At 36.2% G+C, this 23575-nt stretch carries 26 protein-coding genes; 25 read left to right on the forward strand and 1 reads right to left on the reverse strand.

The annotated features are described in order from the left end of the window. Window positions 1-151: 151 nt before the first annotated feature. The 3 genes from rpsA to KI356_RS28710 all read left to right on the forward strand — a co-directional run bounded on the left by rpsA (window position 152) and on the right by KI356_RS28710 (window position 3001). Complete coding sequence (gene rpsA, locus KI356_RS15925; protein WP_128281637.1) at window positions 152-1300, forward strand: 30S ribosomal protein S1; 1149 nt, start codon at window positions 152-154, stop codon at window positions 1298-1300. A 12-nt stretch (window positions 1301-1312) separates the two neighbouring features. Continuing rightward, on the forward strand, window positions 1313-2362 hold the full coding sequence (fni, locus tag KI356_RS15930; RefSeq protein ID WP_002117643.1) for a type 2 isopentenyl-diphosphate Delta-isomerase: 1050 nt from the start codon (window positions 1313-1315) through the stop codon (window positions 2360-2362). Between the two features lie 297 nt (window positions 2363-2659). Further along, window positions 2660-3001, forward strand: coding sequence for a hypothetical protein (locus KI356_RS28710; RefSeq protein ID WP_438820845.1), 342 nt, complete (start codon window positions 2660-2662; stop codon window positions 2999-3001). Between the two features lie 293 nt (window positions 3002-3294). On the opposite strand, the gene KI356_RS15940 is transcribed toward KI356_RS28710, so the two are convergent. Further along, the gene (locus tag KI356_RS15940; RefSeq protein ID WP_000513901.1) at window positions 3295-3429 is read right to left on the reverse strand and encodes a YpzI family protein; all 135 of its coding nucleotides are present in this window, start codon (window positions 3427-3429) and stop codon (window positions 3295-3297) included. Window positions 3430-3546: 117 nt separating this feature from the next. On the opposite strand from KI356_RS15940, the gene KI356_RS15945 reads away from it, so the two are divergent. The 22 genes from KI356_RS15945 (at window position 3547) to KI356_RS16050 (ending at window position 23402) form a co-directional block, all read left to right on the forward strand. Next, window positions 3547-4158: a YphA family membrane protein gene (locus KI356_RS15945; protein ID WP_212935873.1), complete on the forward strand. Its 612-nt coding sequence runs from the start codon at window positions 3547-3549 to the stop codon at window positions 4156-4158. Further along, on the forward strand, window positions 4151-5044 hold the full coding sequence (locus KI356_RS15950; RefSeq protein WP_212935874.1) for a YIEGIA family protein: 894 nt from the start codon (window positions 4151-4153) through the stop codon (window positions 5042-5044). The genes KI356_RS15945 and KI356_RS15950 overlap by 8 nt, the downstream gene beginning before the upstream one ends. Beyond that, on the forward strand, window positions 5041-5226 hold the full coding sequence (locus KI356_RS15955; RefSeq protein ID WP_002117653.1) for a capping complex subunit for YIEGIA: 186 nt from the start codon (window positions 5041-5043) through the stop codon (window positions 5224-5226). The genes KI356_RS15950 and KI356_RS15955 overlap by 4 nt, the downstream gene beginning before the upstream one ends. Before the next feature lie 124 nt (window positions 5227-5350). Continuing rightward, window positions 5351-6661 carry a ribosome biogenesis GTPase Der gene (der, locus tag KI356_RS15960; protein WP_002117655.1) on the forward strand — a complete coding sequence of 437 codons (1311 nt, stop codon included), beginning with the start codon at window positions 5351-5353 and terminating at the stop codon, window positions 6659-6661. Between the two features lie 18 nt (window positions 6662-6679). Next, window positions 6680-7702: an NAD(P)H-dependent glycerol-3-phosphate dehydrogenase gene (locus tag KI356_RS15965; RefSeq protein WP_128281634.1), complete on the forward strand. Its 1023-nt coding sequence runs from the start codon at window positions 6680-6682 to the stop codon at window positions 7700-7702. 117 nt (window positions 7703-7819) lie between these two features. Further along, on the forward strand, window positions 7820-8071 hold the full coding sequence (locus KI356_RS15970; RefSeq protein ID WP_000369753.1) for a stage VI sporulation protein F: 252 nt from the start codon (window positions 7820-7822) through the stop codon (window positions 8069-8071). A 232-nt stretch (window positions 8072-8303) separates the two neighbouring features. Continuing rightward, window positions 8304-8507, forward strand: coding sequence for a DUF2768 domain-containing protein (locus tag KI356_RS15975; protein WP_128281633.1), 204 nt, complete (start codon window positions 8304-8306; stop codon window positions 8505-8507). A gap of 48 nt (window positions 8508-8555) precedes the next feature. Then, the gene (locus KI356_RS15980; RefSeq protein ID WP_128281632.1) at window positions 8556-9272 is read left to right on the forward strand and encodes a YphF family lipoprotein; all 717 of its coding nucleotides are present in this window, start codon (window positions 8556-8558) and stop codon (window positions 9270-9272) included. Window positions 9273-9514: 242 nt separating this feature from the next. Further along, entirely contained in the window at window positions 9515-10993 is a 1479-nt protein-coding gene (gene spoIVA / locus KI356_RS15985) for a stage IV sporulation protein A (protein WP_000416521.1), read from the forward strand. A 298-nt stretch (window positions 10994-11291) separates the two neighbouring features. Continuing rightward, the gene (hbs, locus tag KI356_RS15990) at window positions 11292-11564 is read left to right on the forward strand and encodes a non-specific DNA-binding protein Hbs (protein WP_001043860.1); all 273 of its coding nucleotides are present in this window, start codon (window positions 11292-11294) and stop codon (window positions 11562-11564) included. Between the two features lie 121 nt (window positions 11565-11685). Next, on the forward strand, window positions 11686-12255 hold the full coding sequence (folE, locus tag KI356_RS15995; protein WP_001151482.1) for a GTP cyclohydrolase I FolE: 570 nt from the start codon (window positions 11686-11688) through the stop codon (window positions 12253-12255). Between the two features lie 271 nt (window positions 12256-12526). After that, window positions 12527-13279: a heptaprenyl diphosphate synthase component 1 gene (locus tag KI356_RS16000; protein WP_212935875.1), complete on the forward strand. Its 753-nt coding sequence runs from the start codon at window positions 12527-12529 to the stop codon at window positions 13277-13279. A gap of 29 nt (window positions 13280-13308) precedes the next feature. Beyond that, window positions 13309-14022, forward strand: a complete 714-nt coding sequence (menG, locus tag KI356_RS16005; protein ID WP_002158591.1) for a 2-heptaprenyl-1,4-naphthoquinone methyltransferase — start codon at window positions 13309-13311, stop codon at window positions 14020-14022. A 38-nt stretch (window positions 14023-14060) separates the two neighbouring features. After that, window positions 14061-15023, forward strand: coding sequence for a heptaprenyl diphosphate synthase component II (hepT, locus tag KI356_RS16010; RefSeq protein WP_128281630.1), 963 nt, complete (start codon window positions 14061-14063; stop codon window positions 15021-15023). Window positions 15024-15147: 124 nt separating this feature from the next. Then, complete coding sequence (gene ndk, locus KI356_RS16015; RefSeq protein WP_002064527.1) at window positions 15148-15594, forward strand: nucleoside-diphosphate kinase; 447 nt, start codon at window positions 15148-15150, stop codon at window positions 15592-15594. A gap of 299 nt (window positions 15595-15893) precedes the next feature. After that, window positions 15894-17066, forward strand: coding sequence for a chorismate synthase (gene aroC / locus KI356_RS16020; RefSeq protein WP_212935876.1), 1173 nt, complete (start codon window positions 15894-15896; stop codon window positions 17064-17066). Further along, entirely contained in the window at window positions 17066-18151 is a 1086-nt protein-coding gene (aroB, locus tag KI356_RS16025; protein WP_212935877.1) for a 3-dehydroquinate synthase, read from the forward strand. The genes aroC and aroB overlap by 1 nt, the downstream gene beginning before the upstream one ends. A 117-nt stretch (window positions 18152-18268) precedes the next feature. Continuing rightward, the gene (hisC, locus tag KI356_RS16030) at window positions 18269-19381 is read left to right on the forward strand and encodes a histidinol-phosphate transaminase (RefSeq protein WP_002117678.1); all 1113 of its coding nucleotides are present in this window, start codon (window positions 18269-18271) and stop codon (window positions 19379-19381) included. A gap of 157 nt (window positions 19382-19538) precedes the next feature. After that, window positions 19539-20813 carry a 3-phosphoshikimate 1-carboxyvinyltransferase gene (gene aroA, locus KI356_RS16035; RefSeq protein WP_212935878.1) on the forward strand — a complete coding sequence of 425 codons (1275 nt, stop codon included), beginning with the start codon at window positions 19539-19541 and terminating at the stop codon, window positions 20811-20813. 107 nt (window positions 20814-20920) lie between these two features. Next, the gene (locus KI356_RS16040; protein WP_212935879.1) at window positions 20921-22171 is read left to right on the forward strand and encodes a tetratricopeptide repeat protein; all 1251 of its coding nucleotides are present in this window, start codon (window positions 20921-20923) and stop codon (window positions 22169-22171) included. 85 nt (window positions 22172-22256) lie between these two features. Further along, window positions 22257-22793, forward strand: a complete 537-nt coding sequence (locus KI356_RS16045) for a ReoY family proteolytic degradation factor (protein WP_212935880.1) — start codon at window positions 22257-22259, stop codon at window positions 22791-22793. Between the two features lie 135 nt (window positions 22794-22928). Continuing rightward, window positions 22929-23402, forward strand: coding sequence for a YpiF family protein (locus KI356_RS16050; RefSeq protein ID WP_128281625.1), 474 nt, complete (start codon window positions 22929-22931; stop codon window positions 23400-23402). Window positions 23403-23575: the final 173 nt, after the last annotated feature.

The raw sequence follows: 23575 nt of genomic DNA on the forward strand, positions 1-23575 counted from the left end.
ATACTATTTATATAGGTTTAATATAGTTTCTTGTGAACTGTATTGAAACAGAATATGTGATGATAAATTCTTAAACATGCAAATGAAAACATCTGTTTTCATTTCGTGTATACATAAAAATGCTTTGTCAATTCTGTAGGGAGGTATTTCCATGGTAGAGAAAATGAATGAAGAAGTTATGAATTCAAAAGAATTACAAGTTGGTGACGTTGTTACAGGTTCTGTAACGAAAGTTGAAGAGAAACAAGTGCTTGTAAATGTTGGATACAAAACAGATGGCGTAATTCCGATTAGTGAATTAGCTAACGTTCATATTGAAAAAGCAAGCGATGTTGTAGAATTAGATCAAACACTTGAATTGAAAATTATTAAATTAGAAGATGATGATCTTGTTTTATCTAAGAGAGCTGTTGACGCAGAAAAAGCGTGGGTAGAATTACAAGAAAAATTTAATTCTGGTCATGTATTTGATGTTACTGTAAAAGATATCGTGAATGGTGGGTTAGTTGTGGACCTTGGTGTTCGTGGTTTTATCCCAGCTTCACTTGTAGAGGTACATTATGTAGAAGACTTTACTGACTATAAAGGGAAAACATTAGCGGTGAAAATTGTTGAATTAGACCGTGAAAAAAATCGTGTTATTCTTTCACATAAAGCGGTAGTAGAACTAGAACTAGATTCTAAGAAAAAAGAAGCAATCTCTTCGTTAAAAGAAGGGGATATTGTTGAAGGAACAGTACAACGATTAACGGATTTTGGTGCTTTCGTTAACGTTGGTGGTGTGGACGGTTTAGTTCACATTTCACAAATTTCACACGAACGTGTAGAGCAACCTTCTGAGGTATTAGAGCAAGGTCAAAAGGTAAAGGTAAAAGTGTTATCTGTTGATGCTGACACGCAACGTATTTCTTTATCAATTAAAGCAGCTCAGCCGGGACCTTGGGAAAATGTTGCTGGTGAAATAAAGGCTGGAGATATTCTTGAGGGAGTAGTGAAACGCCTTGTTACATTCGGTGCATTTGTTGAAATTTTACCTGGTGTTGAAGGACTTGTGCATGTATCTCAAATTGCAAATCGTCACGTGAAAAATCCAAATGAAGTATTGGAAATGGGACAAGAAGTAAAAGTGAAAGTACTTGAAGTCCATGTAGCAGAAAAACGTATTTCTTTGAGCATAAAAGAAACGCTTGAAGAAAATAATGTAACAGAAGATTATAGCCAATATGAGCCAAATGCTGATTCTGCTACTTTCCAGTTAAGCGATATTATTGGTGAACAACTGAAAAAATTAAAGAAATAAAGAGGGGTACAAGTGGTAAGGGCAAAACGTAAATTAGATCATATTGAATATGCTCTTTCTACTGGTCAGTCTCGTACACATGGCTTTCATGATATTGATTTTGTGCATCAAAGCTTGCCAAATTCAAGTTATGACACTGTAATATGTGAAACAAAAATCGGCGAACTTTCACTAAGTTCGCCGATTTTTATCAATGCGATGACTGGTGGTGGAGGAGAGCAAACATTACATATTAATGAGCAATTAGCATATGTAGCGAAACATCATAACCTTGCTATGGCTGTAGGGTCGCAAATGGCAGCTTTAAAAAATGAAAGCGAGGCAGCTTCTTATAAGATCGTCAGAAAGGTAAACCCAAATGGTATTTTCTTTGCTAATTTGGGGAGTGAGGCAACTGTTGAACAAGCAGATCGTGCCGTTGATATGATTGAAGCGAATGCACTGCAAATTCATTTAAATGTCATACAAGAGTTAACGATGCCAGAAGGAGACCGTGATTTTACTGGTGTACTTCGGCGAATTGAACAAATTGTTTTAAACAGTAAAGTTCCTGTCATTGTAAAAGAAGTGGGATTTGGAATGAGCAAGGAAACAGTACAACAGTTAGCGAGTATAGGTATAACAGCAATTGATATTGGCGGACAAGGTGGTACGAATTTTGCTGCTGTTGAAAATGAAAGAAGACAGCGAATGCTTTCTTATTTTAATAACTGGGGCATACAAACAGTTACCTCGATTATTGAAGCAACCTCTACAAATAATAACCTCTCTTTTATTGCATCTGGGGGTATACAAACAGCACTTGACGTGGCGAAGGCAATCGCATTAGGGGCGAATACAACTGCGTTTGCTGGATACTTTTTACGTATTTTAATGCAAGATGGTGTTGAGAAGTTAGTGGATGAAATCGATCTTTTACATACAGATTTAAAATTTATTATGACAGCTCTTGGCGTGAAGACGATAGAAGAGTTACAATCTGTACCTCTTGTTGTAAAAGGTGAAACGTATCATTGGTTAGCGCAGCGAGGGATTGACACTGCACATTATAGTAGACGATAAAAAATCAACCGTTTGGTTGGTTTTTTTCTTTTTATAAAGCGAGATATTATCCTATAAATGGAAAAAAGAGAGATGATATATTATAATTAAAATATATGAATATCATTTATGAAAGTTGTAATTAAAAAGGGGTTATGAAAATGAAGAAGTGTAGAAAATATATCTTCAAATAGTAAAAATACAATAGGACGTATTACGTATAATAGTGATGATGTTAATATCCATGCACGGAATATAAGAGAAGATACAGCAATTTCTGGATATAATCAAAAAGTTGAAATTTCACTAACTTCAAATGTGAGAGAAGGGGGTTCTAGTTCAACAACAGCACAATCGACAATTAAAACGGAGAATATTGCAATTGCAGTCGGGAATACATTGTATAGGAATCCAATGGTGAATGCAGGAAGTGGAATGGAAGCACTAATTTTGCCAAGGGAATTAGAAGAAGACAAAAATAATCCATCGGAAGATTCATATGTAAAATATTATTTTAATATACCGAATGGAACGGATTTAAGTACAGCGGAAGTAGTATTACTTTCCGATCAAGGAAACATTATCGGAAGTAGAAAAATTAAAGAGGCACGAGAAGATACTGCCGATGTGAAAAAAGAAGTTGAGCGAAAATTAAAATAATTAGGGGAGACGAATTATGTACGTGTAGAGGTAAAGAGTAAAGATCCTTCTCTTCATACGTATTATGTTATTACATATTCTAAAAAACCAACAGGTATAGTTACGATTGATGCCTCATTAAGTGATAGGGTTTATAATGCGAAAACAAAAGAATTATATTATGAGTAGAAATAAATAAAATAATTGTGTAAAAAGACGGTTTCGTACAATATCGAAACCGTCTTTTTGTATTGCCTATTTGAGGGTAGCCCGATTGGTGTGGGCTAATAATCCCCACTGAAGTTTCACTCTATTTAATGCTGGTTCTGCTTTCGAGCTTGCTCCGGTGTATCAAGACTTGTTGCACCGGGATATTGAAGTGATTGGTCGCGATCAGATTCAACACGGCGTGATTCTCTTAGTTTTCGTTCTTGGCGATCTTTACCCATTGTGAGTTACACCTCCTTATTAAAAGTTTTGCTGTTATGAGAAAAACTATGCACAAAGAAAAGGAGGATTAATTTTCATAAAAAGTTCCCATAATGGAAAACATAGGAGGTGAAATGATGGCTGGGAGTACTTTTTATTTTGTTGCTTGGATAGGGTGGATTGTCGTGACCTTTTTTATGAAAAAGGAATCCATTCGTTGGAAGATAAGTACTTGTATATTAATTTTTATTATTTGTTCTCCGTTAAATGTGACGATTGCTTCTTTCACGATATCGGTAAATGCCCTTTTGCTTTGTATTATTTCTTTTGTAGGCATCACGTTATATTCTATTTGGAAAAAATTATATACCTTACTTTCGGCACTTATTATTGCAATGTTATATACAAGCTTTCATTTGTTAGAAGTATATGATCCAATTTGGATTGTAGTTGATAGGTTGTTGCTGTTAAGTGGTGCACTTGTGTATGCATCGGTTTTATTGCACGGGGATCGCATATTACGATTATGCTCCTTATATATAGGGGTGTTACAAGGAGAATTGTTGGTGACGCTTATTTTTCGGAAACTAAAGTTCCCTTATGATTACGGTAGTTTAGCATTTTTTGATATCGTCGCCGTTTCTACATTATTTATGGCAATTTTATTTTGGATTGCAAAGGCATCAGTATACATGGAACAGTTTAAGCGGAAAACACGTAAAAGAAAGGCGGGGGTAATACATGAATGAATATACACCAGCCATTTTATGTGGCGTAATTGCAGGGACGGTGACTAGAGTATTAATGCTTCGCACAGATACGAGGCAATATCCAACGAGGCTTCACGGGAAAATTATTCATATTGCGATGGGTTTAATTGCAGCGGCTTTAGGGGCGATTGCTATCCCGTCTATTTTGAAAAAAGATTTTTCTGCAATTACATTTCTTACATTAGCAGCGACGCAATTTCGTGATGTGCGCAATATGGAAAGAAATACACTTCAACAATTAGATGGATACGAGCTCGTACCGCGTGGAAATACATACATTGAAGGAATTGCATTAGTATTTGAAAGTCGTAACTATTTGGCGATGTTAACGTCGTTTGTGACAACGTTTGCGTATATAGGATTCCATTCGTGGATTGCCGGAGTAATAACTGGTACAATAGCGTTTTTTATCGCGAAAAAACTAATGTCTGGTAAAAGGCTCCATGATCTTGTAGAGATTGAGCATGTTCCACTCCATTTTGAAGGAGCGGGACTTTATATTGATAATATTTATATTATGAACATTGGATTGCCAGCAAGGCAAGAAGAAATTATGAAATATGGAATGGGCTTTATTTTAAAGCCGAAATCGATCGATGCGATGGTTACAATCGCGAATTTAGGACAACGTCAAGCTATTTTACATGATGTTTCTGTTGCTTTAGGGATATATAGAGATTCTGGTACACCAGCACTTGTTCCGTTAGCGAAGCGTGATTTAGAGGATGGGAGAGTTGGGATTTTTGTTCTTCCGCAAGATCAAAATGCAGAGAAAGCGATAGGGGTAATTGGAAATGTCCCAACATTAGAGAGTGCTGTTCATATGTCATCGGAAGCTCCGAAGGGAAGGGGAGATAAGAGATGATGTTAGAAAGTGTTATTCTAGCAGTCATTACAACCACACCCGAAAAGTTTGCAGGGGGGGCTCCTTTATTTGTTTGTGAATCGACAAAGGAAATGGAATTTGTTGCAAATAATTTAGAAGCCATTTTAGATGGTATTGCTCATCGCTTACAAGAGAATGTATATATTATTGTGAAACATTAGCAACGTGTGGTATAATGTGAGGTGTTTTGATACGTTGAGAATTATTCTGGAATGCAAATCCCTTCTTGCACAAAGAAGGGTTTTTTACATAATAAACAGAAGCAAGTTGAAAGGATGAAAGTATATGCCGAAACCAGTAATAGCAATAGTAGGCCGCCCGAACGTAGGGAAATCTACTATTTTCAATAGAATTGTTGGAGAAAGAGTTTCAATCGTAGAAGATATACCAGGTATAACGCGAGACCGTATTTATAGTGCGGGAGAATGGTTAAATCATGAGTTTAACATTATTGATACAGGTGGAATTGATATTGGAGACGAGCCGTTCTTGACACAAATTCGTCAACAGGCGGAAGTAGCGATTGATGAAGCAGATGTTATCATTTTTATGACGAATGGTCGCGATGGTGTAACTGCAGCAGATGAAGAAGTTGCTAAAATTTTATACCGTTCTAAAAAACCAATTGTACTTGCGGTAAATAAGGTTGATAATCCAGAAATGCGTAGTGATATTTATGATTTTTATGCATTAGGATTTGGCGAGCCATTCCCAATTTCAGGTACACACGGTTTAGGACTTGGTGATTTGTTAGATGAAGCTGCAAATCATTTTCCAAAGATTGAAGAAGAAGCGTATGACGATGAAACAATCCGTTTCTCTTTAATTGGGCGTCCAAACGTAGGGAAATCATCACTTGTAAATGCACTTCTTGGTCAAGAACGTGTAATTGTAAGTAATATAGCGGGAACGACACGTGATGCTGTTGATACACCATATAGCAAAGATGGTCAAGATTATGTAATCATCGATACAGCTGGTATGCGTAAAAAAGGGAAAGTATACGAAAGTACAGAAAAATATAGTGTACTTCGTGCACTTAGGGCGATTGAACGTTCTGACGTTGTTTTAGTCGTTTTAGACGGAGAAGAAGGAATTATTGAACAGGATAAAAAAATCGCTGGATATGCTCATGATTCAGGACGTGCTGTTATTATCGTCGTAAACAAATGGGATGCAGTGAAAAAAGATGAAAAAACAATGAAAGCATTTGAAGAAAACATTCGCGCTCATTTCCAATTTTTAGAGTATGCGCCGATTGTATTCTTATCTGCGAAAACGAAAAAACGTACACAAACATTATTACCAGTTATTAATGAAGTAAATGAAAGCCATAGCATCCGCGTACAAACGAACGTATTAAATGATGTAATTATGGATGCGGTAGCGATGAATCCAACGCCGACTCATAATGGTAGCCGTCTGAAAATCTTCTATGCAACACAGGTTGCGGTAAAACCACCAACATTTGTTATATTTGTAAACGATACAGAATTAATGCACTTTTCATATGAGCGCTTCTTAAAGAATCGTTTACGTGAAGCGTTCGGTTTTGTTGGAACGCCGATTCACATTATCGCTAGAGCAAGAGACTAATGGAGAGGATGTGATTTTATGACAAAAATCACAGTAATAGGAGCAGGTAGCTGGGGAACAGCGTTAGCGATGGTATTAGCTGACAATGGGCATGATGTACGTATTTGGGGAAACCGTTCTGAACTCATGGATGAAATTAATACAAAACATGAGAACAGCAAATATCTTCCAGGTATTACATTGCCAAGCACAATCGTAGCCTACTCTTCTTTAGAAGAAGCATTAGTAGATGTAAATACAGTACTGCTAGTAGTACCGACGAAAGCGTATCGAGACGTATTGCAAGAGATGAAAGAAATTGTTACAGAACCGATTACTTGGATTCATGCGAGTAAAGGAATCGAACCAGGTACGTCAAAACGTATTTCGGAAGTGATTGAGGAAGAAATTCCAGAGAACTTGATCAAAGATGTTGTTGTACTGTCTGGACCGAGTCATGCTGAAGAAGTCGGTTTACGTCAAGCGACAACTGTTACATCTGCAGCAAAGCGTATGGAAGCGGCTGAGGACGTACAGGATCTGTTTATGAATAGCTATTTCCGTGTATACACAAATCCAGATATCGTTGGAGTTGAGCTTGGTGGTGCGTTAAAAAATATTATCGCATTAGCTGCTGGGATAACAGATGGTCTTGGATTAGGAGATAATGCAAAAGCGGCATTAATGACACGTGGTTTAACGGAAATCGCTCGTTTAGGAAGAAAAATGGGCGGAAATCCGTTAACATTTGCTGGTCTAACTGGTATGGGAGACTTAATTGTAACTTGTACAAGTGTGCATAGCCGAAATTGGCGCGCTGGAAATATGCTTGGAAAAGGGCACTCTTTAGAAGAAGTGCTAGAAAGTATGGGTATGGTTGTAGAAGGTGTAAGAACAACGAAAGCTGCTCATGAATTGGCAGAGAAAATGGAAGTTGAAATGCCGATTACAGCTGCTTTATATGACGTGCTGTTCAATGGGAATAATGTGAAAGATGCAGTAGGCTCATTGATGGGACGTGTTCGAAAACATGAAGTTGAAGCGATACCTGATTTGTTATAAAAAAAGCGGTAGAAGTACATTTCGTACTTCTACCGCTTTTTATTTTTTTATGGGTCTTTTCACCAATTTTTTATCTCTGCATAGGATGAAGAGTAACTTGAGGAGAGGGTGAAAAGAATGGATAACAACATTTTTAATAACATTGAAAAAGAAGCGAAAGTGAACAAAGAAGATATTTTTAAATTAGCGTCGTCTGTTCAAAATGCGAACTTACGTGATGAGACAGTGCTTCGCCAATTGATTCATCAAGTTGCTCTAATGGCAGGACGCGAAGTGCCGAAAGAGCAAGAGGATCAAATTGTAAAAGCAATCATTAACAATAATATGCCCGCTGATTTTGGTTCGTTAAGTAAAATGTTTAAAAAATAAAATATGAGAAACAAAGAGTTTAGCGAATGCATATGATAGTCATGAAAGAATGGGAATAGAGCTGTTAAGGGCATATTTGGTCAACCGAAGTGCGAGAAAACGTGCTTCGGTTTTATTATTTTATTGTATTAAAATTTTGTTAATTCACGGTAAAATGATGATTTCTATTTGTTTAAAGATTTTAATTTGTTAAAATAGTATAAAAATAGTTAGAAAGTAAAGGGGTGTATATATGTCGGAAGGACTTATAAAAATGTGGTTTTCCTTAGGGTCAATGGGATTTATGTTTGTTGCAGTAGCTTTTATTTTATTAAGTAGACATAAAATGAAGAATAAGTTTTTGAAAGGGATTACAGCGTTAGTAGCGTACACCCTCATGATTGTGTCGGGTATTGTTATTTTTCTTGTTGTATTTAGTGGACCTGTGGAACAATAAAGGACGTTATAGGAAACAATCTATACTCGCATGAAAAGGTGATTGTCAGTGAAAAAAATCCATATTATTTTAATATTTTGTTGCATTAGCATTTTAACAGGGTGTATGTACCCGAAAGAAAATATGAAACAAAATGCGATTCCTTATGAAGATCAGTTGCAAGTTGTACAAAAAGCCATTACTACATATAAAGAGCAAACGGATGGTTTATTACCAATTAAGACGCGTGATATGAGTACACCGATTTATCAGAAGTATCCAATTGATTTTCAAAAAATTGCTCCAAGGTACATACAAGAGGCACCAGGGAATGCGTATGAAAGTGGTGGAGTATATCAATATGTATTAATAGATGTTGAAAAAAATCCGACAGTAAAGTTAATTGATGTGAGAATGGCAGAACAAATTCAAGAAGTGGCATTGAAGCTAAGGATGTATCGTGATGAACATCAATATCCACCTTTTAAAAAAGTGATTACAGATGGTGTTTATGAATTAGACTTCAAAAAAATAGGATATAAAGATGTACCACAAGTGACAAGTCCGTACTCAGGAAAAGGTCTCCCTCTTGTAATCAATGAAAAAGGAGAATTGTTTGTTGATTATAGAATCGACTTATATGAAGCGTTGAAAAAGAATGAAGGGCAACAATTTAAAGAAGGTGAAGATATCCGGAGTATACTATCGAAGGATTCCCCGTTTGTTCCTGCATATTCTTTGCCGTACACAGTGAAAAATGGAGAACCAATTTTTTTAAAATCATAAGTCATGAACCTTTCTTTTAGTGAATAAGTTCTAGAAGAAAGGTTTTTTATGTTATACAACTTGCGATGCAAACAAAAGATATTTTTAAATAGTCATATGAAATTGGACAAAATTATATGATATATTGTCCGAACTTCTAGAATACCATTATATTATATCAGATATTATAAGCAACGTTAGAGAAGGTATTAGTTGACTATAAACATGGAATTATTCCCAAAAATATTGAGGGAGGGAATCACTTGGAAAAGGTAGATATTTTTAAAGATATTGCGGAACGCACAGGCGGTGATATTTATTTTGGAGTTGTAGGAGCTGTTCGAACAGGGAAATCAACATTTATTAAAAAATTTATGGAACTTGTTGTTATTCCAAATATTGAGAATGAGTCAGACCGTCAAAGAGCGCAGGATGAACTGCCTCAAAGTGCTGCTGGTCGTACAATAATGACGACGGAACCGAAGTTTGTTCCAAACCAAGCGGTTTCTATCGAAGTAGATGAAGGTCTTGAAGTGAATATTCGATTAGTAGATTGTGTTGGATATACGGTTCCAGGAGCAAAAGGCTATGAAGATGAGAATGGTCCGCGCATGATTAATACTCCTTGGTATGAAGAGCCTATTCCATTCCATGAAGCTGCAGAAATCGGAACACGTAAAGTAATTCAAGAGCATTCAACAATTGGTGTCGTTATTACAACAGATGGAACAATTGGTGAAATTCCAAGAAGAGATTATATAGAGGCAGAAGAACGCGTTGTAAATGAGTTAAAAGAAGTAGGAAAGCCTTTCATAATGATTATCAATACTGTACAGCCATATCATCCAGATACAGAGCAGTTGCGTCAAAGTTTATCAGAAGAATATGATATCCCAGTAATTGCGATGAGTGTAGAGAGTTTAAGAGAAACAGATGTGTATAACGTACTTCGAGAAGCGTTATTCGAGTTTCCGGTTTTAGAAGTGAATGTAAACCTTCCGAGCTGGGTAATGGTGCTAAATGAAGGGCATTGGTTACGCCAAAGTTATCAGGAAGCGGTTCAAGAGACTGTAAAGGATATAAAACGTCTTCGTGATGTGGACCGTGTCGTTTGGCAGTTTAGTCAATATGAATTTATTGATCGAGCGAGTCTAGCTGGCATCGATATGGGGCAAGGTGTGGCTGAGATTGATTTATATGCACCAGATGAATTGTATGATCAAATTTTAAAAGAAGTAGTAGGAGTAGAGATTCGAGGGAAAGATCATTTATTGAAGCTTATGCTCGATTTATCTCATGCGAAAACAGAGTATGACCAAGTGGCCGATGCCCTGCGTATGGTAAAACAAACCGGATATGGAGTAGCAGCGCCTGCATTAGCTGATATGAGCTTAGATGAACCGGAAATCATTCGCCACGGTTCAAGGTTCGGTGTTAAATTAAAAGCCGTTGCGCCGTCTATTCATATGATTAAAGTGGATGTAGAATCAACATTTGAACCGATTATCGGTACTGAAAAGCAAAGTGAAGAACTAGTTCGTTACTTGATGCAAGATTTTGAAGATGACCCGCTATCAATTTGGAATTCTGATATATTTGGGCGCTCTCTTAGCTCTATTGTTAGAGAAGGAATTCAAGCGAAGTTATCTCTAATGCCAGAAAACGCTCGTTATAAGTTAAAAGAAACACTAGAAAGAATTATTAATGAAGGATCTGGCGGATTAATTGCGATTATATTATAAGAAAAAAATCCCTCTAATTGCAGAGGGATTTTTTTCTTTTTGAGTACGTAATAGAAAAATAAACAGTCATTATCTAATATTTTGTTGTAAATTGTCAAGTTTCATCAGAATTTCACATTTTAAGAGTAACAATTTCCTTAAAAATATTGAATTATAAAGGAGAATCGTATAATATAGGCGTTGATAATGATTTATCTACATCTTTGTAGTATAGAATTTGCAAAAATTGCCTACAAATGAAAGTAAGACTCATTTTATGATCATTATACAGTCTTATCTTTGGGAGGAGGTGAATGGCATGAACAAGACAGATTTAATCAATGCTGTTGCAGAAGCAAGTTCCCTTTCTAAAAAGGACGCAACAAAAGCAGTGGACGCTGTTTTTGATTCTATCTTAGAAGCTTTAAAACAAGGTGATAAAGTACAACTAATCGGATTCGGTAACTTCGAAGTTCGTGAGCGTGCGGCTCGTAAAGGTCGTAACCCACAAACAGGTGAGGAGATTGAAATCGCTGCAAGTAAAGTACCTGCATTCAAACCTGGTAAAGCGTTAAAAGATGCGGTTAAATAATCCTTACATATTAACAGGGAAGAAGAGTTTCCTTTTTGGAAACTCTTCTTTTTGCTTTTAAAAACATAAATATGCTAGAATGTGTTCGTATCACTTTTAGGTTTTTCGGGAGGGCTAGCGGATGGCAAAAGTTAATTTAGAACAAATTGAACATGCAGTACGTCTTATTTTAGAGGCAATCGGAGATGACCCAAATCGCGAGGGAGTACTTGATACACCGAAACGTGTTGCGAAAATGTACGCAGAAGTATTCTCAGGGATGCATGAGGATCCGAAAGAGCATTTACACAAAGTATTCGGAGAAGACCACGAAGAGCTTGTACTAGTAAAAGATATACCATTCTATTCGATGTGTGAGCATCATCTTGTTCCGTTTTATGGAGTTGCTCACGTTGCATATATTCCGCAAGGTGGAAAAGTAACAGGACTAAGTAAATTAGCTCGTACTGTAGACACAATTGCGCGTCGTCCACAACTACAGGAACGAATTACATCAACAGTAGCTAACTCTATTATGGAAGTACTAGAGCCGCATGGTGTAATGGTAGTAGTGGAAGCAGAGCATATGTGTATGACGATGCGTGGTGTGAAAAAGCCTGGTGCGAAAACAGTAACGACTGCGGTGCGTGGCGTGTTAGAAAATGATGCAGCAGCACGTAGTGAAATTTTATCGTTTATTAAGACGAAGTAAAGAAAGGCGGGAAACTGCTTTTCTTTTTTTTATATACAAAAAAATGATATAGTTTTAGTGTTAAAGAGCAAGAATATAAAGGTTGAAAATTACTTCTGCCTTTTGTGGAAATGAATGTTTGTAGTTGTTAGAGACGAAGATAACTCGTATGAATGAAAGTTGAGGCTTTATTCGGTGGCAGTTTGGCAGAAGTAGCCAAGTTTTGATTATAGAAAATAGAATGTATGTGTTATAATAAATTTTATGAATTAGAAAACAAGGGTGATTTTTTGTGTGTGACATCTACGGAGGGTATGCGGGTATTAAAGAGAAATTGATGGAGAAATTACGCCATCCTTATTTTATAAACTATATTGAAGAACCATTTATTGATGAAGAAAAAATAGCGCTGTTATACGGTGCATTAAAAAGTGCAAATATACATAAAGAACAAATTGATCATTATGTAGTAACGATTATGCTTGTACAAATTGCTCTTGATACACATGAAAAAGTATCAAATAAAGCAAACGAAGAGACGAGTGGATTCCATAAGCGTCGTCAATTGACAGTTCTTGCAGGTGATTATTATAGTGGTCTATACTATTACTTATTGTCAATGAATTGTGATATTATCTTAATTCGTGCACTTGCTGAAGGAATTAAGGAGATTAATGAACATAAAATTATGCTATATCAAAAAGCACATGTGGCGATTCAAGACATAATGGAAAGTGTAGTAATAATTGAATCTGCGCTTTTGCAAAAAACATGTGATCATTTTCAGTTATCTAATTGGAAACCATATATAACTTATGTGTTAGGAAAAAATCGTCTTCAAAAAGAGTGTCAATTGTATGCTGATAAACAAAATTCACCTGTTTTTCAAGCGGTCCAAAAAATCTCATTGGATGACAATAAAAATCTAGAAACAGTTATTAATGAATGGCTTATGGAAATGAGAAAGCAGGAAGAAAATTTTTTAGAGAATCATACAGAAGTTAATGAGATAATTTCTATGTTAAGAGATAAATCAAGGACATAAGCAACTTTACATTGGAAGAAGGTACGAGCATGCAACAATCAAAAGAAGAAAGAGTACATGACGTATTTGAGAAAATTTCTGATAAATACGATGTGATGAATTCTGTAATTAGTTTTCAAAGGCATAAGGCATGGCGCAAAGAAACGATGCGAATTATGGATGTGAAACCTGGGAGTAAGGCACTTGATGTATGCTGCGGGACGGCAGACTGGACAATTGCACTAGCGGGAGCTGTAGGTGAAGATGGGAAGGTTTACGGTTTAGACTTTAGTGAAAATATGCTAGCTGTCGGTAAACAAAAGGTAGAAGCTTTAGAATTAAAGCAAGTAGAACTTATGCATGGAAATGCAATGGAACTTCCTTATGAAGATAATACGTTTGATTATGTAACGATTGGTTTTGGGTTACGTAACGTTCCGGATTACATGCAAGTATTAAAAGAAATGACGCGTGTAGTAAAGCCTGGTGGAAAAGTAATTTGTCTGGAAACATCCCAACCAACGATGATAGGTTTTCGTCAAGGATATGTCTTATACTTTAAATATATCATGCCGTTATTTGGAAAGATGTTTGCGAAAAGTTATAAAGAATATTCATGGCTTCAGGAATCTGCTAGTACATTCCCAGGGATGAAAGAGTTAGCAAATATGTTTGAAGAAGCTGGGCTTAAGAATGTGCAAGTGAAACCATTTACTTTTGGTGTAGCAGCTATGCATTTAGGTATTAAACCAGAATCAAAATAGAAAAAAGAAAAAAGACGTTTTAGGTTAAGGTGAACAATATGAAGTTACAACTTATGTACTCTTTTTTACGATCAGATATTAATGTTATAGAAAAAGAATTGAAGAAGACAGTTGCTTCTGAGCAGCCGTTAGTAGAAGAAGCGGCATTACAGCTTATTGAAGCAGGTGGGAAGCGGATTCGCCCTGTTTTTGTTTTGCTTGCAGGGAAATTTGGGGATTATAAGTTAGATGCAATTAAGCATGTTGCAGTTGCATTAGAACTTATTCATATGGCTTCGCTTGTTCACGATGATGTCATTGATGCTGCGTTTGTACGACGCGGTAGCGCAACAGTGAATGCGAAATGGGGAGATCGTATTGCAATGTATACAGGAGACTACTTGTTTGCGAAGTCTCTTGAATGTATAACAAATATAGAAATTCCAGATGCACATCAAGCGTTGTCTCATACAATTTTAGAAGTTTGTAAAGGTGAAATCGAACAAATTAAAGATAAGTATAACTATGATCAAAATTTAAGAACGTATTTAAGAAGGATAAAACGAAAAACAGCATTGTTAATCGCCGCGAGTTGTCAATTGGGAGCGATTGCTGCTGGTGCTAATCGTGATACTGTAAATCGTCTATTTTGGTATGGATATTTTGTTGGTATGTCTTATCAAATTATTGATGATATTTTAGATTTCGTATCGACAGAAGAGAAGCTTGGAAAGCCTGCTGGTGGTGATTTATTACAAGGTAACATTACATTGCCTGTTTTGTATGCCATGGAAGATCCAGTTCTTCGCCAGAAAATTACATCTGTGCATGAAAATACAACAGCAAGTGAAATGAAAGAAATTATTGATGATATTAAAGCGAGCGAAGCTATTGATAAAGCATTTTCGTTTAGTGAACGTTATTTACATAAAGCATTAGAAATAATAAAACCACTTCCTCGTGGACAGGCGAAGTACGCGTTGCAAAATGTTGCAAAGTATATTGGAAAACGAAAATTTTAGTGATTTTTCTAAAAAATAAAATAATCTCTCTATTTCAAAACTATTGCACAATTGTGATAAGGGTGTTACTATGTGTGTGGGGATATACAATTACATACATAATTCAGAAGTGGAGAGATTTTTTATGGAAAAAACATTTCTAATGGTAAAACCAGACGGTGTACAACGTGCCTTCATTGGGGAAATCGTAGCTCGTTTTGAGAAAAAGGGCTTTCAATTAGTTGGTGCAAAATTAATGCAAGTTACTCCGGAAATTGCTGAACAACACTACGGTGAGCATAAAGAAAGACCTTTCTTTGGTGAATTAGTAGACTTTATTACATCTGGCCCTGTATTCGCAATGGTATGGCAAGGTGAAAATGTAGTAGATACAGCTCGTAATATGATGGGTAAAACACGACCACATGAAGCTGATATGGGAACAATTCGCGGAGATTTCGGTGTAACTGTTGCGAAAAACATAATCCACGGTTCGGATTCTTTAGAAAGTGCAGAGCGCGAGATTGCTATTTTCTTTAAGGAAGAAGAATTAGTAGACTACTCAAAATTAATGAATCAATGGATTTACTAATTATTTTGAAATAATTTGTAAACGCTTTAATAACTGTAATAATAGTAAAAAGTGTAAGAAGAATAGGGTATTCTTCTTACACTTTTTTTATTTCGATCAGTTACGAAGTTAGGACTGTTATGATATATTGGTATGTAAAGTAAAAGGTCTACTATTATGAAAATAATAGAACAATTACAAGTAGGGAAAGCAAACACTCGATTTACTATATAATTTCTTTGTATTTTAAAGAGTAATGGAAGATAATATAGCTACTTTATGTAGCAGGATAAATACATATGCGAAAAGAGGAATAACGTATGCGATATATTACAGCTGGTGAATCCCACGGTCCGCAACTTACGACAATTTTAGAAGGTATTCCGGCAGGATTATCTTTAGTAGCGAATGATATAAATGAAGAATTAGCTAGAAGACAAAAAGGATATGGACGCGGTAGACGCATGCAAATTGAGAAAGACCAAGTGCAAATTGTAAGTGGTGTTAGGCATGGGAAGACGATGGGGTCCCCGATTGCACTTGTTGTTGAAAATCGTGATTTTACACATTGGACAAAGGTTATGGGTGCAGAGCCGTTAACTGAGCAGGAAGAGAAAGAAATGAAAAGGCAAGTTACGAAACCTAGACCTGGACATGCAGATTTAAATGGTGCGATTAAATATGGCCATAGAGATATGAGGAATGTATTAGAGCGTTCTTCCGCACGTGAAACGACAGTTCGTGTTGCAGCTGGTGCAGTTGCAAAAAAAATATTAGCGGAATTAGGTATACAAGTAGCGGGACATGTTGTTGAGATTGGTGGTGTACAGGTAGAAAATATTAAATATAACTCTATTGCGGAATTACAAAGTACTACAGAAGCATCTCCTGTACGTTGTTTAGATGAAAAGACTGGTAAAAAGATGATGCAAGCGATTGATGATGCGAAAGCAAATGGTGATTCTATCGGCGGTATTGTTGAAGTAGTTGTAGAAGGAATGCCAATTGGAGTAGGTAGCTATGTACATTATGATAGAAAATTAGATGCAAAATTAGCAGCGGCAATTATGAGTATTAACGCTTTTAAAGGTGTTGAAATTGGAATTGGTTTTGAAGCAGCACATAGACCTGGAAGTGAAGTGCATGATGAAATCCTTTGGGATGAAGTGCAAGGGTACAGAAGAAAAACGAACAATGCAGGTGGATTAGAAGGTGGCATGACAACTGGTATGCCGGTTGTTGTGCGCGGTGTTATGAAACCGATACCGACATTGTATAAACCGCTTCAAAGTGTTGATATTGATACGAAAGAACCTTTTACAGCGAGTATTGAACGTTCAGATAGTTGTGCGGTGCCAGCAGCTAGCGTTGTGGCTGAAGCTGTTGTGGCATGGGAGCTCGCGACAGCTTTAATTGAACAATTTGGATTAGATCGTATCGATCTTATACGTGAAAATATTGAGAAACATAATGAATATGCGAGGGGATTTTAATGGAGAACATACATATTCAAACGAAATCAAAAGAATATGATGTACATGTTGGAAGGGAGGCGTTGTCACATTTAACAACGCTTATTCAAAAAATGAATCCTGCGGTATCTAACATAATGATCATTTCTGATGAAGCTGTTGCATCACTGCATTTACAGACAGTTGTTGATGCGTTGCAAGTAGAGCAAAAAGTATTTTCGTTTGTTGTACCGAGTGGCGAAAAAGAGAAGTCTTTTGAAAATTTCTATGAGGCTCACACTTCGGCTCTTGAAAATAAATTAGATAGAAATTCTTTAATCATCGCACTTGGAGGCGGAATGATTGGCGATTTGGCTGGATTTGTTGCCGCGTCGTTTATGCGTGGTATTCGCTTTGTCCAAGTTCCAACGACTTTATTAGCTCACGATAGCGCAGTAGGCGGAAAAGTAGCAATTAACCATCCACTAGGAAAAAATATGATAGGAGCGTTTCATCAGCCAGAAGCGGTTGTGTATCATACACCATTTCTACATTCACTTCCTGAAAAAGAGTGGCGTTCAGGTTATGCAGAAGTGATAAAGCATTCTCTTATTGGTGATGTAGAGTTGTATCATTGGTTAAAAGAAGAAGTGCAAACATTAACGGATCTTCGTGATGAAAAGTTAATTCATATATTAACGAAGGCGATTCCTGTGAAAGCGAACATTGTGTCGCAAGACGAAACAGAAAAAGGTGTACGTGCCCATTTGAATTTTGGACATACGTTAGGACATGCTCTTGAAAAAGAGTTAGGATATGGAAATATTACTCACGGTGATGGAGTAGCGGTTGGGATGCTATTTGCCATGTTTTTAAGTGAGCAAGTGTATAAAGTTGATCTTTCTTATGAAGAAATGAAGCAGTGGTTTTTGAAATATGGTTATCCAAAAATGCCAAGCGACTTGAATGTAGAACGTCTCGTTCAGTTGATGAAACAAGATAAAAAAGCAAATGCTGGAACAATTCATATGGTGCTTATGCAGGAATATGGGGGAGTGAATGTCGTATCTATTTCAGATGAGACTGTTCATATTGCGTTAGAAGCATTTCAAAAGGATATGATCTAAAAAAGTTGTAGAACAGGTATGAAATGCATATTTAAAGGTATTCTCGTAATGGTGACGGTTATGATTAAAGATGACAGTAAGGAATTATAAATCATATCAATGACTGGGGGAAGAAAAGTGAGAGTAAAAGAGCAATTGTTAACTTTGAGAGCATATGTACCTGGGAAAAATATTGAGGAAGTAAAAAGAGAATATGGATTGTCAAAAATTGTGAAGTTGGCATCGAATGAAAATCCGTTTGGCTGCTCTGCGCGTGTGACAGAAGCATTAACTTCGTTAGCCAATCAATATGCGCTCTACCCGGACGGGGCGGCTTTTGAGCTTCGTGAGAAAGTAGCAGAGCATTTAGGTGTAAAAGCGGAACAACTTTTATTTGGTAGTGGGTTAGATGAAGTCATTCAAATGATTAGCCGCGCCTTGCTACATAACGGAACAAATGTTGTAATGGCAAATCCTACGTTCTCACAATATTATCACCATGCTGTTATTGAAGGAGCGGAAGTTCGGGAAGTACCACTTGAAAATGGTATTCACAATTTAGATGCAATGTTACAGCAAGTAGATGAGAAAACGAAGATTGTATGGATTTGTAATCCGAATAATCCGACAGGTACATATGTAGAAAAGCAAAAATTACTTTCATTTTTAGAATCAGTTCCAAAGTCAGCGCTCGTTATTATGGACGAAGCATATTATGAATATGCTGGGGCAGAAGATTATCCGCAAACATTACCTCTTCTTGAAAAGTATGAAAATCTTATGGTGCTACGCACATTCTCAAAAGCATATGGATTAGCTGCTTTTCGTATTGGATACGCGATTGGGGATGCAAAGCTTATTGGGCAGCTAGAGGTAGCGAGACTGCCATTTAACACATCAACTATCGCCCAAGCGGTAGCATTAGCGGCAATAGAGGATCAACAGTTTTTACAAGATTGTGTGAAGAAAAATGCCGAAGGATTAAATCAATATTATGCATTTTGTAAGGAATATAACGTATTCTACTATCCATCTCAAACGAATTTCATTTTCTTGAAACTCGGTATACCTGGTAATGAAGCGTTCGAACGATTAATGAAAAAAGGATATATCGTTCGTTCTGGTGCAGCATTTGGCATGCATGATGGTATTCGTATTACTGTTGGATTAAAAGAAGAAAATGATGAGATTATTGAATTGCTTACGGAACTTGTAAAAGAACAAGTGAAGAAAGAAGAAACGTATTCTTAAGAAATGGTGAAGGCTCCTATTACAGGAGCCTTTTTCATTTGAACTGCAATAAGGGGAGTTGTTTGCACGTTCAAGAAAGAAAACGTTACAATAGGAGTAGACGTATAAGAAGAACTATTGTACATATAACTTATTTAACATATGAGGAGGATACAGTTTGAAACTAGTAGGACGAAAAAATAGTTTGAATGGGAAAATTGTTGTTCCAGGAGATAAATCTATTTCGCATCGCTCTGTTATGTTTGGAGCGATAGCGGAAGGGACGACGAAAGTATCAAATTTTTTATTAGGAGAAGATTGTTTAAGTACAATTGCATGTTTTCAAAAACTAGGTGTCCAGATTGAACAGAGTGGTAACGATGTCACGATTTACGGTAAAGGATTACATAATTTACAAGAACCGAAAGAAGTATTAGATGTGGGGAATTCAGGGACGACTATTCGTCTTATGCTTGGGATTTTAGCAAATACGCCGTTCCATAGTACGATAATTGGTGATGCATCAATTGGAAAACGTCCTATGAAACGTGTTACAGACCCGCTTAGTAAGATGAATGCTCAAATTGATGGTAGAGAAAACGGACAATATACACCTTTATCTATTCGCGGTGGTAAGGTAAAAGGTATGCATTACCATTCACCAGTAGCAAGTGCACAAGTGAAGTCAGCAGTTTTACTTGCAGGTTTGCAAGGGGAAGGCGTAACTACAGTAACAGAGCCTATGCAATCTCGTGATCATACGGAAAGAATGTTACGTGCATTCGGTTGTGCAGTAGATGTTAATGGACGGACCATTTCATTACAAGGCGGACAACAACTTAAAGGTGCAGACATAGAAGTTCCAGGAGATATTTCATCGGCTGCATTTTTCTTAGTAGCTGGTGCAATTGTCCAAAATAGTAAGCTTGTATTGGAAAACGTTGGTTTAAATCCGACGAGAACAGGGATTTTAGATGTATTAACAAAGATGGGTGCACTTATTTCTATCGATCATATTAGAAATGAAGAGTTTGAACCGTGTGGGGATATTACAATTGAAACATCTAAACTAAAAGGAATAGAAATTGGTGGAACTCTTATTCCAAGATTAATTGATGAAATTCCTGTCATTGCTTTATTGGCAACGCAGGCAGAAGGAATTACTGTTATTAAAGACGCTGAGGAGTTAAAAGTAAAAGAAACAAATCGTATCGATACTGTTGTAGATGAATTAGGCAAATTAGGTGCGAAGATTGAAGCTACACCAGATGGTATGATTATATATGGTAAACAAAATTTAAAAGGAAATACTGTTAATAGTCACGGCGATCATCGTATTGGGATGATGCTTGCAATCGCATCGTGTATTATAGATGGAGAAGTGAAAATAGAGAATAGTGATGCGGTCGCTGTATCGTATCCGGAATTTTTCGAACAATTAGCTACGCTATAAGAGAAAGTATAGGAAGAGGCAGTTCACTCAAAAGGTTGCGTTCTTACACCTAGTTGCTTATGATAAATGAACAGAAGAGAATATTTTTTGAATTAAAGGAGACGTTTATGCAAAAGTTTGAACAAGCTGTTTCATATATTGAAAGTGGAGAAGCGGAAAAAGGATTACAATTATTAAAAGAACAATTACAAATTGCGAATGATGAAGAGAAGTATGATATCGCTCGCTATTATCATACACTTGGATTTATGGATGAGGCGCTAAAAATTACTGAAGACTTACGCTTACTGTATCCAGAAGAAAGTGAATTTACAGTGTTTTTAGCAGAATTATACATTGATCTAGATAAAGAGGATGAAGCAATTGAAGTGCTTCATGATATTCCAGAAAATGATGATTTATATGTTCAATCGTTATTACTTGTTGCGGATTTATTCCAAATGCAAGGCTTTGATGATGTAGCGGAGCAAAAACTATTAAAGGCGAAAGAAATGATGCCTGACGAACCTGTTATTACGTTTGGATTAGCAGAATTATATAGTAGTAAAGGTGAAGAACAAAAGGCAATTACTCATTATGAATCGCTATTAGCAGAACATAAAGTAATGGGTGGTGTTGTCATTGCGTTGCGCCTTGCGGAAACGTTAAGTGCGATTGGAAACTGGGAAGAGGCAATCTCTTACTATGAAGCAGGCTTAGAGGAGCAAAAAGATATTCACTCATTATTTGGATATGCCTTCACATTATACCAAGGTGAAGAATATCAAAGAGCAATTGGTGCTTGGCAAGAATTAAAAGAATTAGACCCTGAGTATGCATCATTGTACATGTATTTAGCGAAAAGCTATGAAAAAGAAGGAATGCTTCAAGAAAGCTATGAAACACTTCATGAAGGTATTAAAGTAGATGAACTTTCTGTTCCGTTTTATGTAGAATTAGCTAACATTGCAGCAAAATTAGGGAAATTAGCGGAAGCAGAAGAAGTGCTTCAAAAAGCGCTTGAGTTAGATCCAGGACATTTAGGTGCAACATTGAAATATGCTTATATTTTAAAAGAACAAGAAAAGTATGAAGAGTTAATTGCAGTTGTAGAGCGTGCAATTGATAGCGGAGAGCCAGATACACAACTACTTTGGGATCTTGCGTTTGCAAAAAAACAATTAGAAATGTATTCGGATGCATTAAAACACTATGAAAGTGCATATACTTCTTTTAAGAATCATCCAGACTTCTTGGAAGAGTACGGTTATTTCTTATTGGAAGAAGGAATGCGAAAAGAGGCGAAAGAAGTATTTACTCAGTTAATACAACTAGACCCGACACAAATTCATATTGAAGAGTTGTTATATAATTTATAGGATTTTTCATAAGTTGGAAGGAAACTGAATGCCGCTTCTTGAATCTAAAAAGAAAAGAGAAAGACAGAGGAGGGACTTAATTGCTATGAATACCCCTGTTTCTGTAAACGAGAAGAAGGATTTTGTAAAATGGTTTTTGAATAATTACCAACTGAAACAGCGTGAATGTGTATGGATTTTGAATTATTTAATGAGTCACGACCAATTAATGCATAAAGTCCACTTCGTAGAGCATGCAAAATATTGTCCGCGTGGCTTAGTGATGTCAGCGAATTGTGTGAAAGATACACCGTTTCACTTTTTTAAACAAAATGTTATGACAACAGATGCTGAAAAATCGTTTCATGATATTCGTTTAAATCGAGATGAAGATATTTATATTCAACTCAACTTTAAATCATCGTTCCAAAATGCAAATTATGTAGCTGTATTAGAAGAAAACCCATATTTACCAAAGCATATTGAGGTAAATGAAAAAGATCGTTTACTTGCAGAGAGATTTTTAGAAGAAAGTGTATTTTCATTTAGAAGAGAACGTCTTTTGAAACAAATCGATGAAGCGTTGGATAAGCAAGATAAGGAAGCGTTTCATAAGTTAACGGCGGAGTTAAATACTTTATAGAATTCATTTGGATTATTTAATTTTTACAAATTTCAGACTTTTTTAAGAAAAACTACCGATATTAGGTAGTTTTTCTTTTTTTACCTCTTTTAGTATGGTTTAATATATATAAAGTGAAAGTTCTGTTATTTTTAATTGAGGGAGGGAAGAGACTTGAAATGGATTGTAAAAGATGTGGAGCAGTTTGAGCAAGCAAGAGAGTATGTGGATACAGGAGTTATACCACTCTTATCAATTTCGGCAGCAAAAGAAATGAAAATGGTTGTAGAACAAGGTGAATTTATCGAATTGCTAAGTATGGAATTGGAAAGAGAATATAAAGGAAGAGTGCTTTTATTACCTGCATTTACGTATTTAGTAGAAAGTCAAAAGAATGAAAAAGCCCGTTTGCAAGAATGGACAGATCATTTACAAAGCCAAGGTTTTAAGCACATTGCGTACGTTACAAGTGATTTTTCATGGAAAGAAGATATGCAAGAATTACAAGGAGATTTATTTTGGTTTCCTTCATTAGCGTTAGAACAATTTAGTGATCAAGCGAAGAGAGAAGTTATTCACGCTCATATAAAAAATATAATGGTAATGTTAGAAGAAAAATGGGGAAAATAATAATAAACAGAAAGTTCTTATTATTATGAGTAGTATGATATTGACCTGTGCATGTGGGTATTATATCATGATAGTGTCCTAGTTTTTATTTTTTATATTATTTTTCACGAGGGGACAATTTCTGATAGAGGGGGGAAATTTTCGTGAGCGAGAAGGAACATCGTGTGTCAAGA

The sequence above is a fragment of the Bacillus hominis genome, assembly GCF_018332515.1.
GTDB classification, from domain to species: domain Bacteria; phylum Bacillota; class Bacilli; order Bacillales; family Bacillaceae_G; genus Bacillus_A; species Bacillus_A hominis.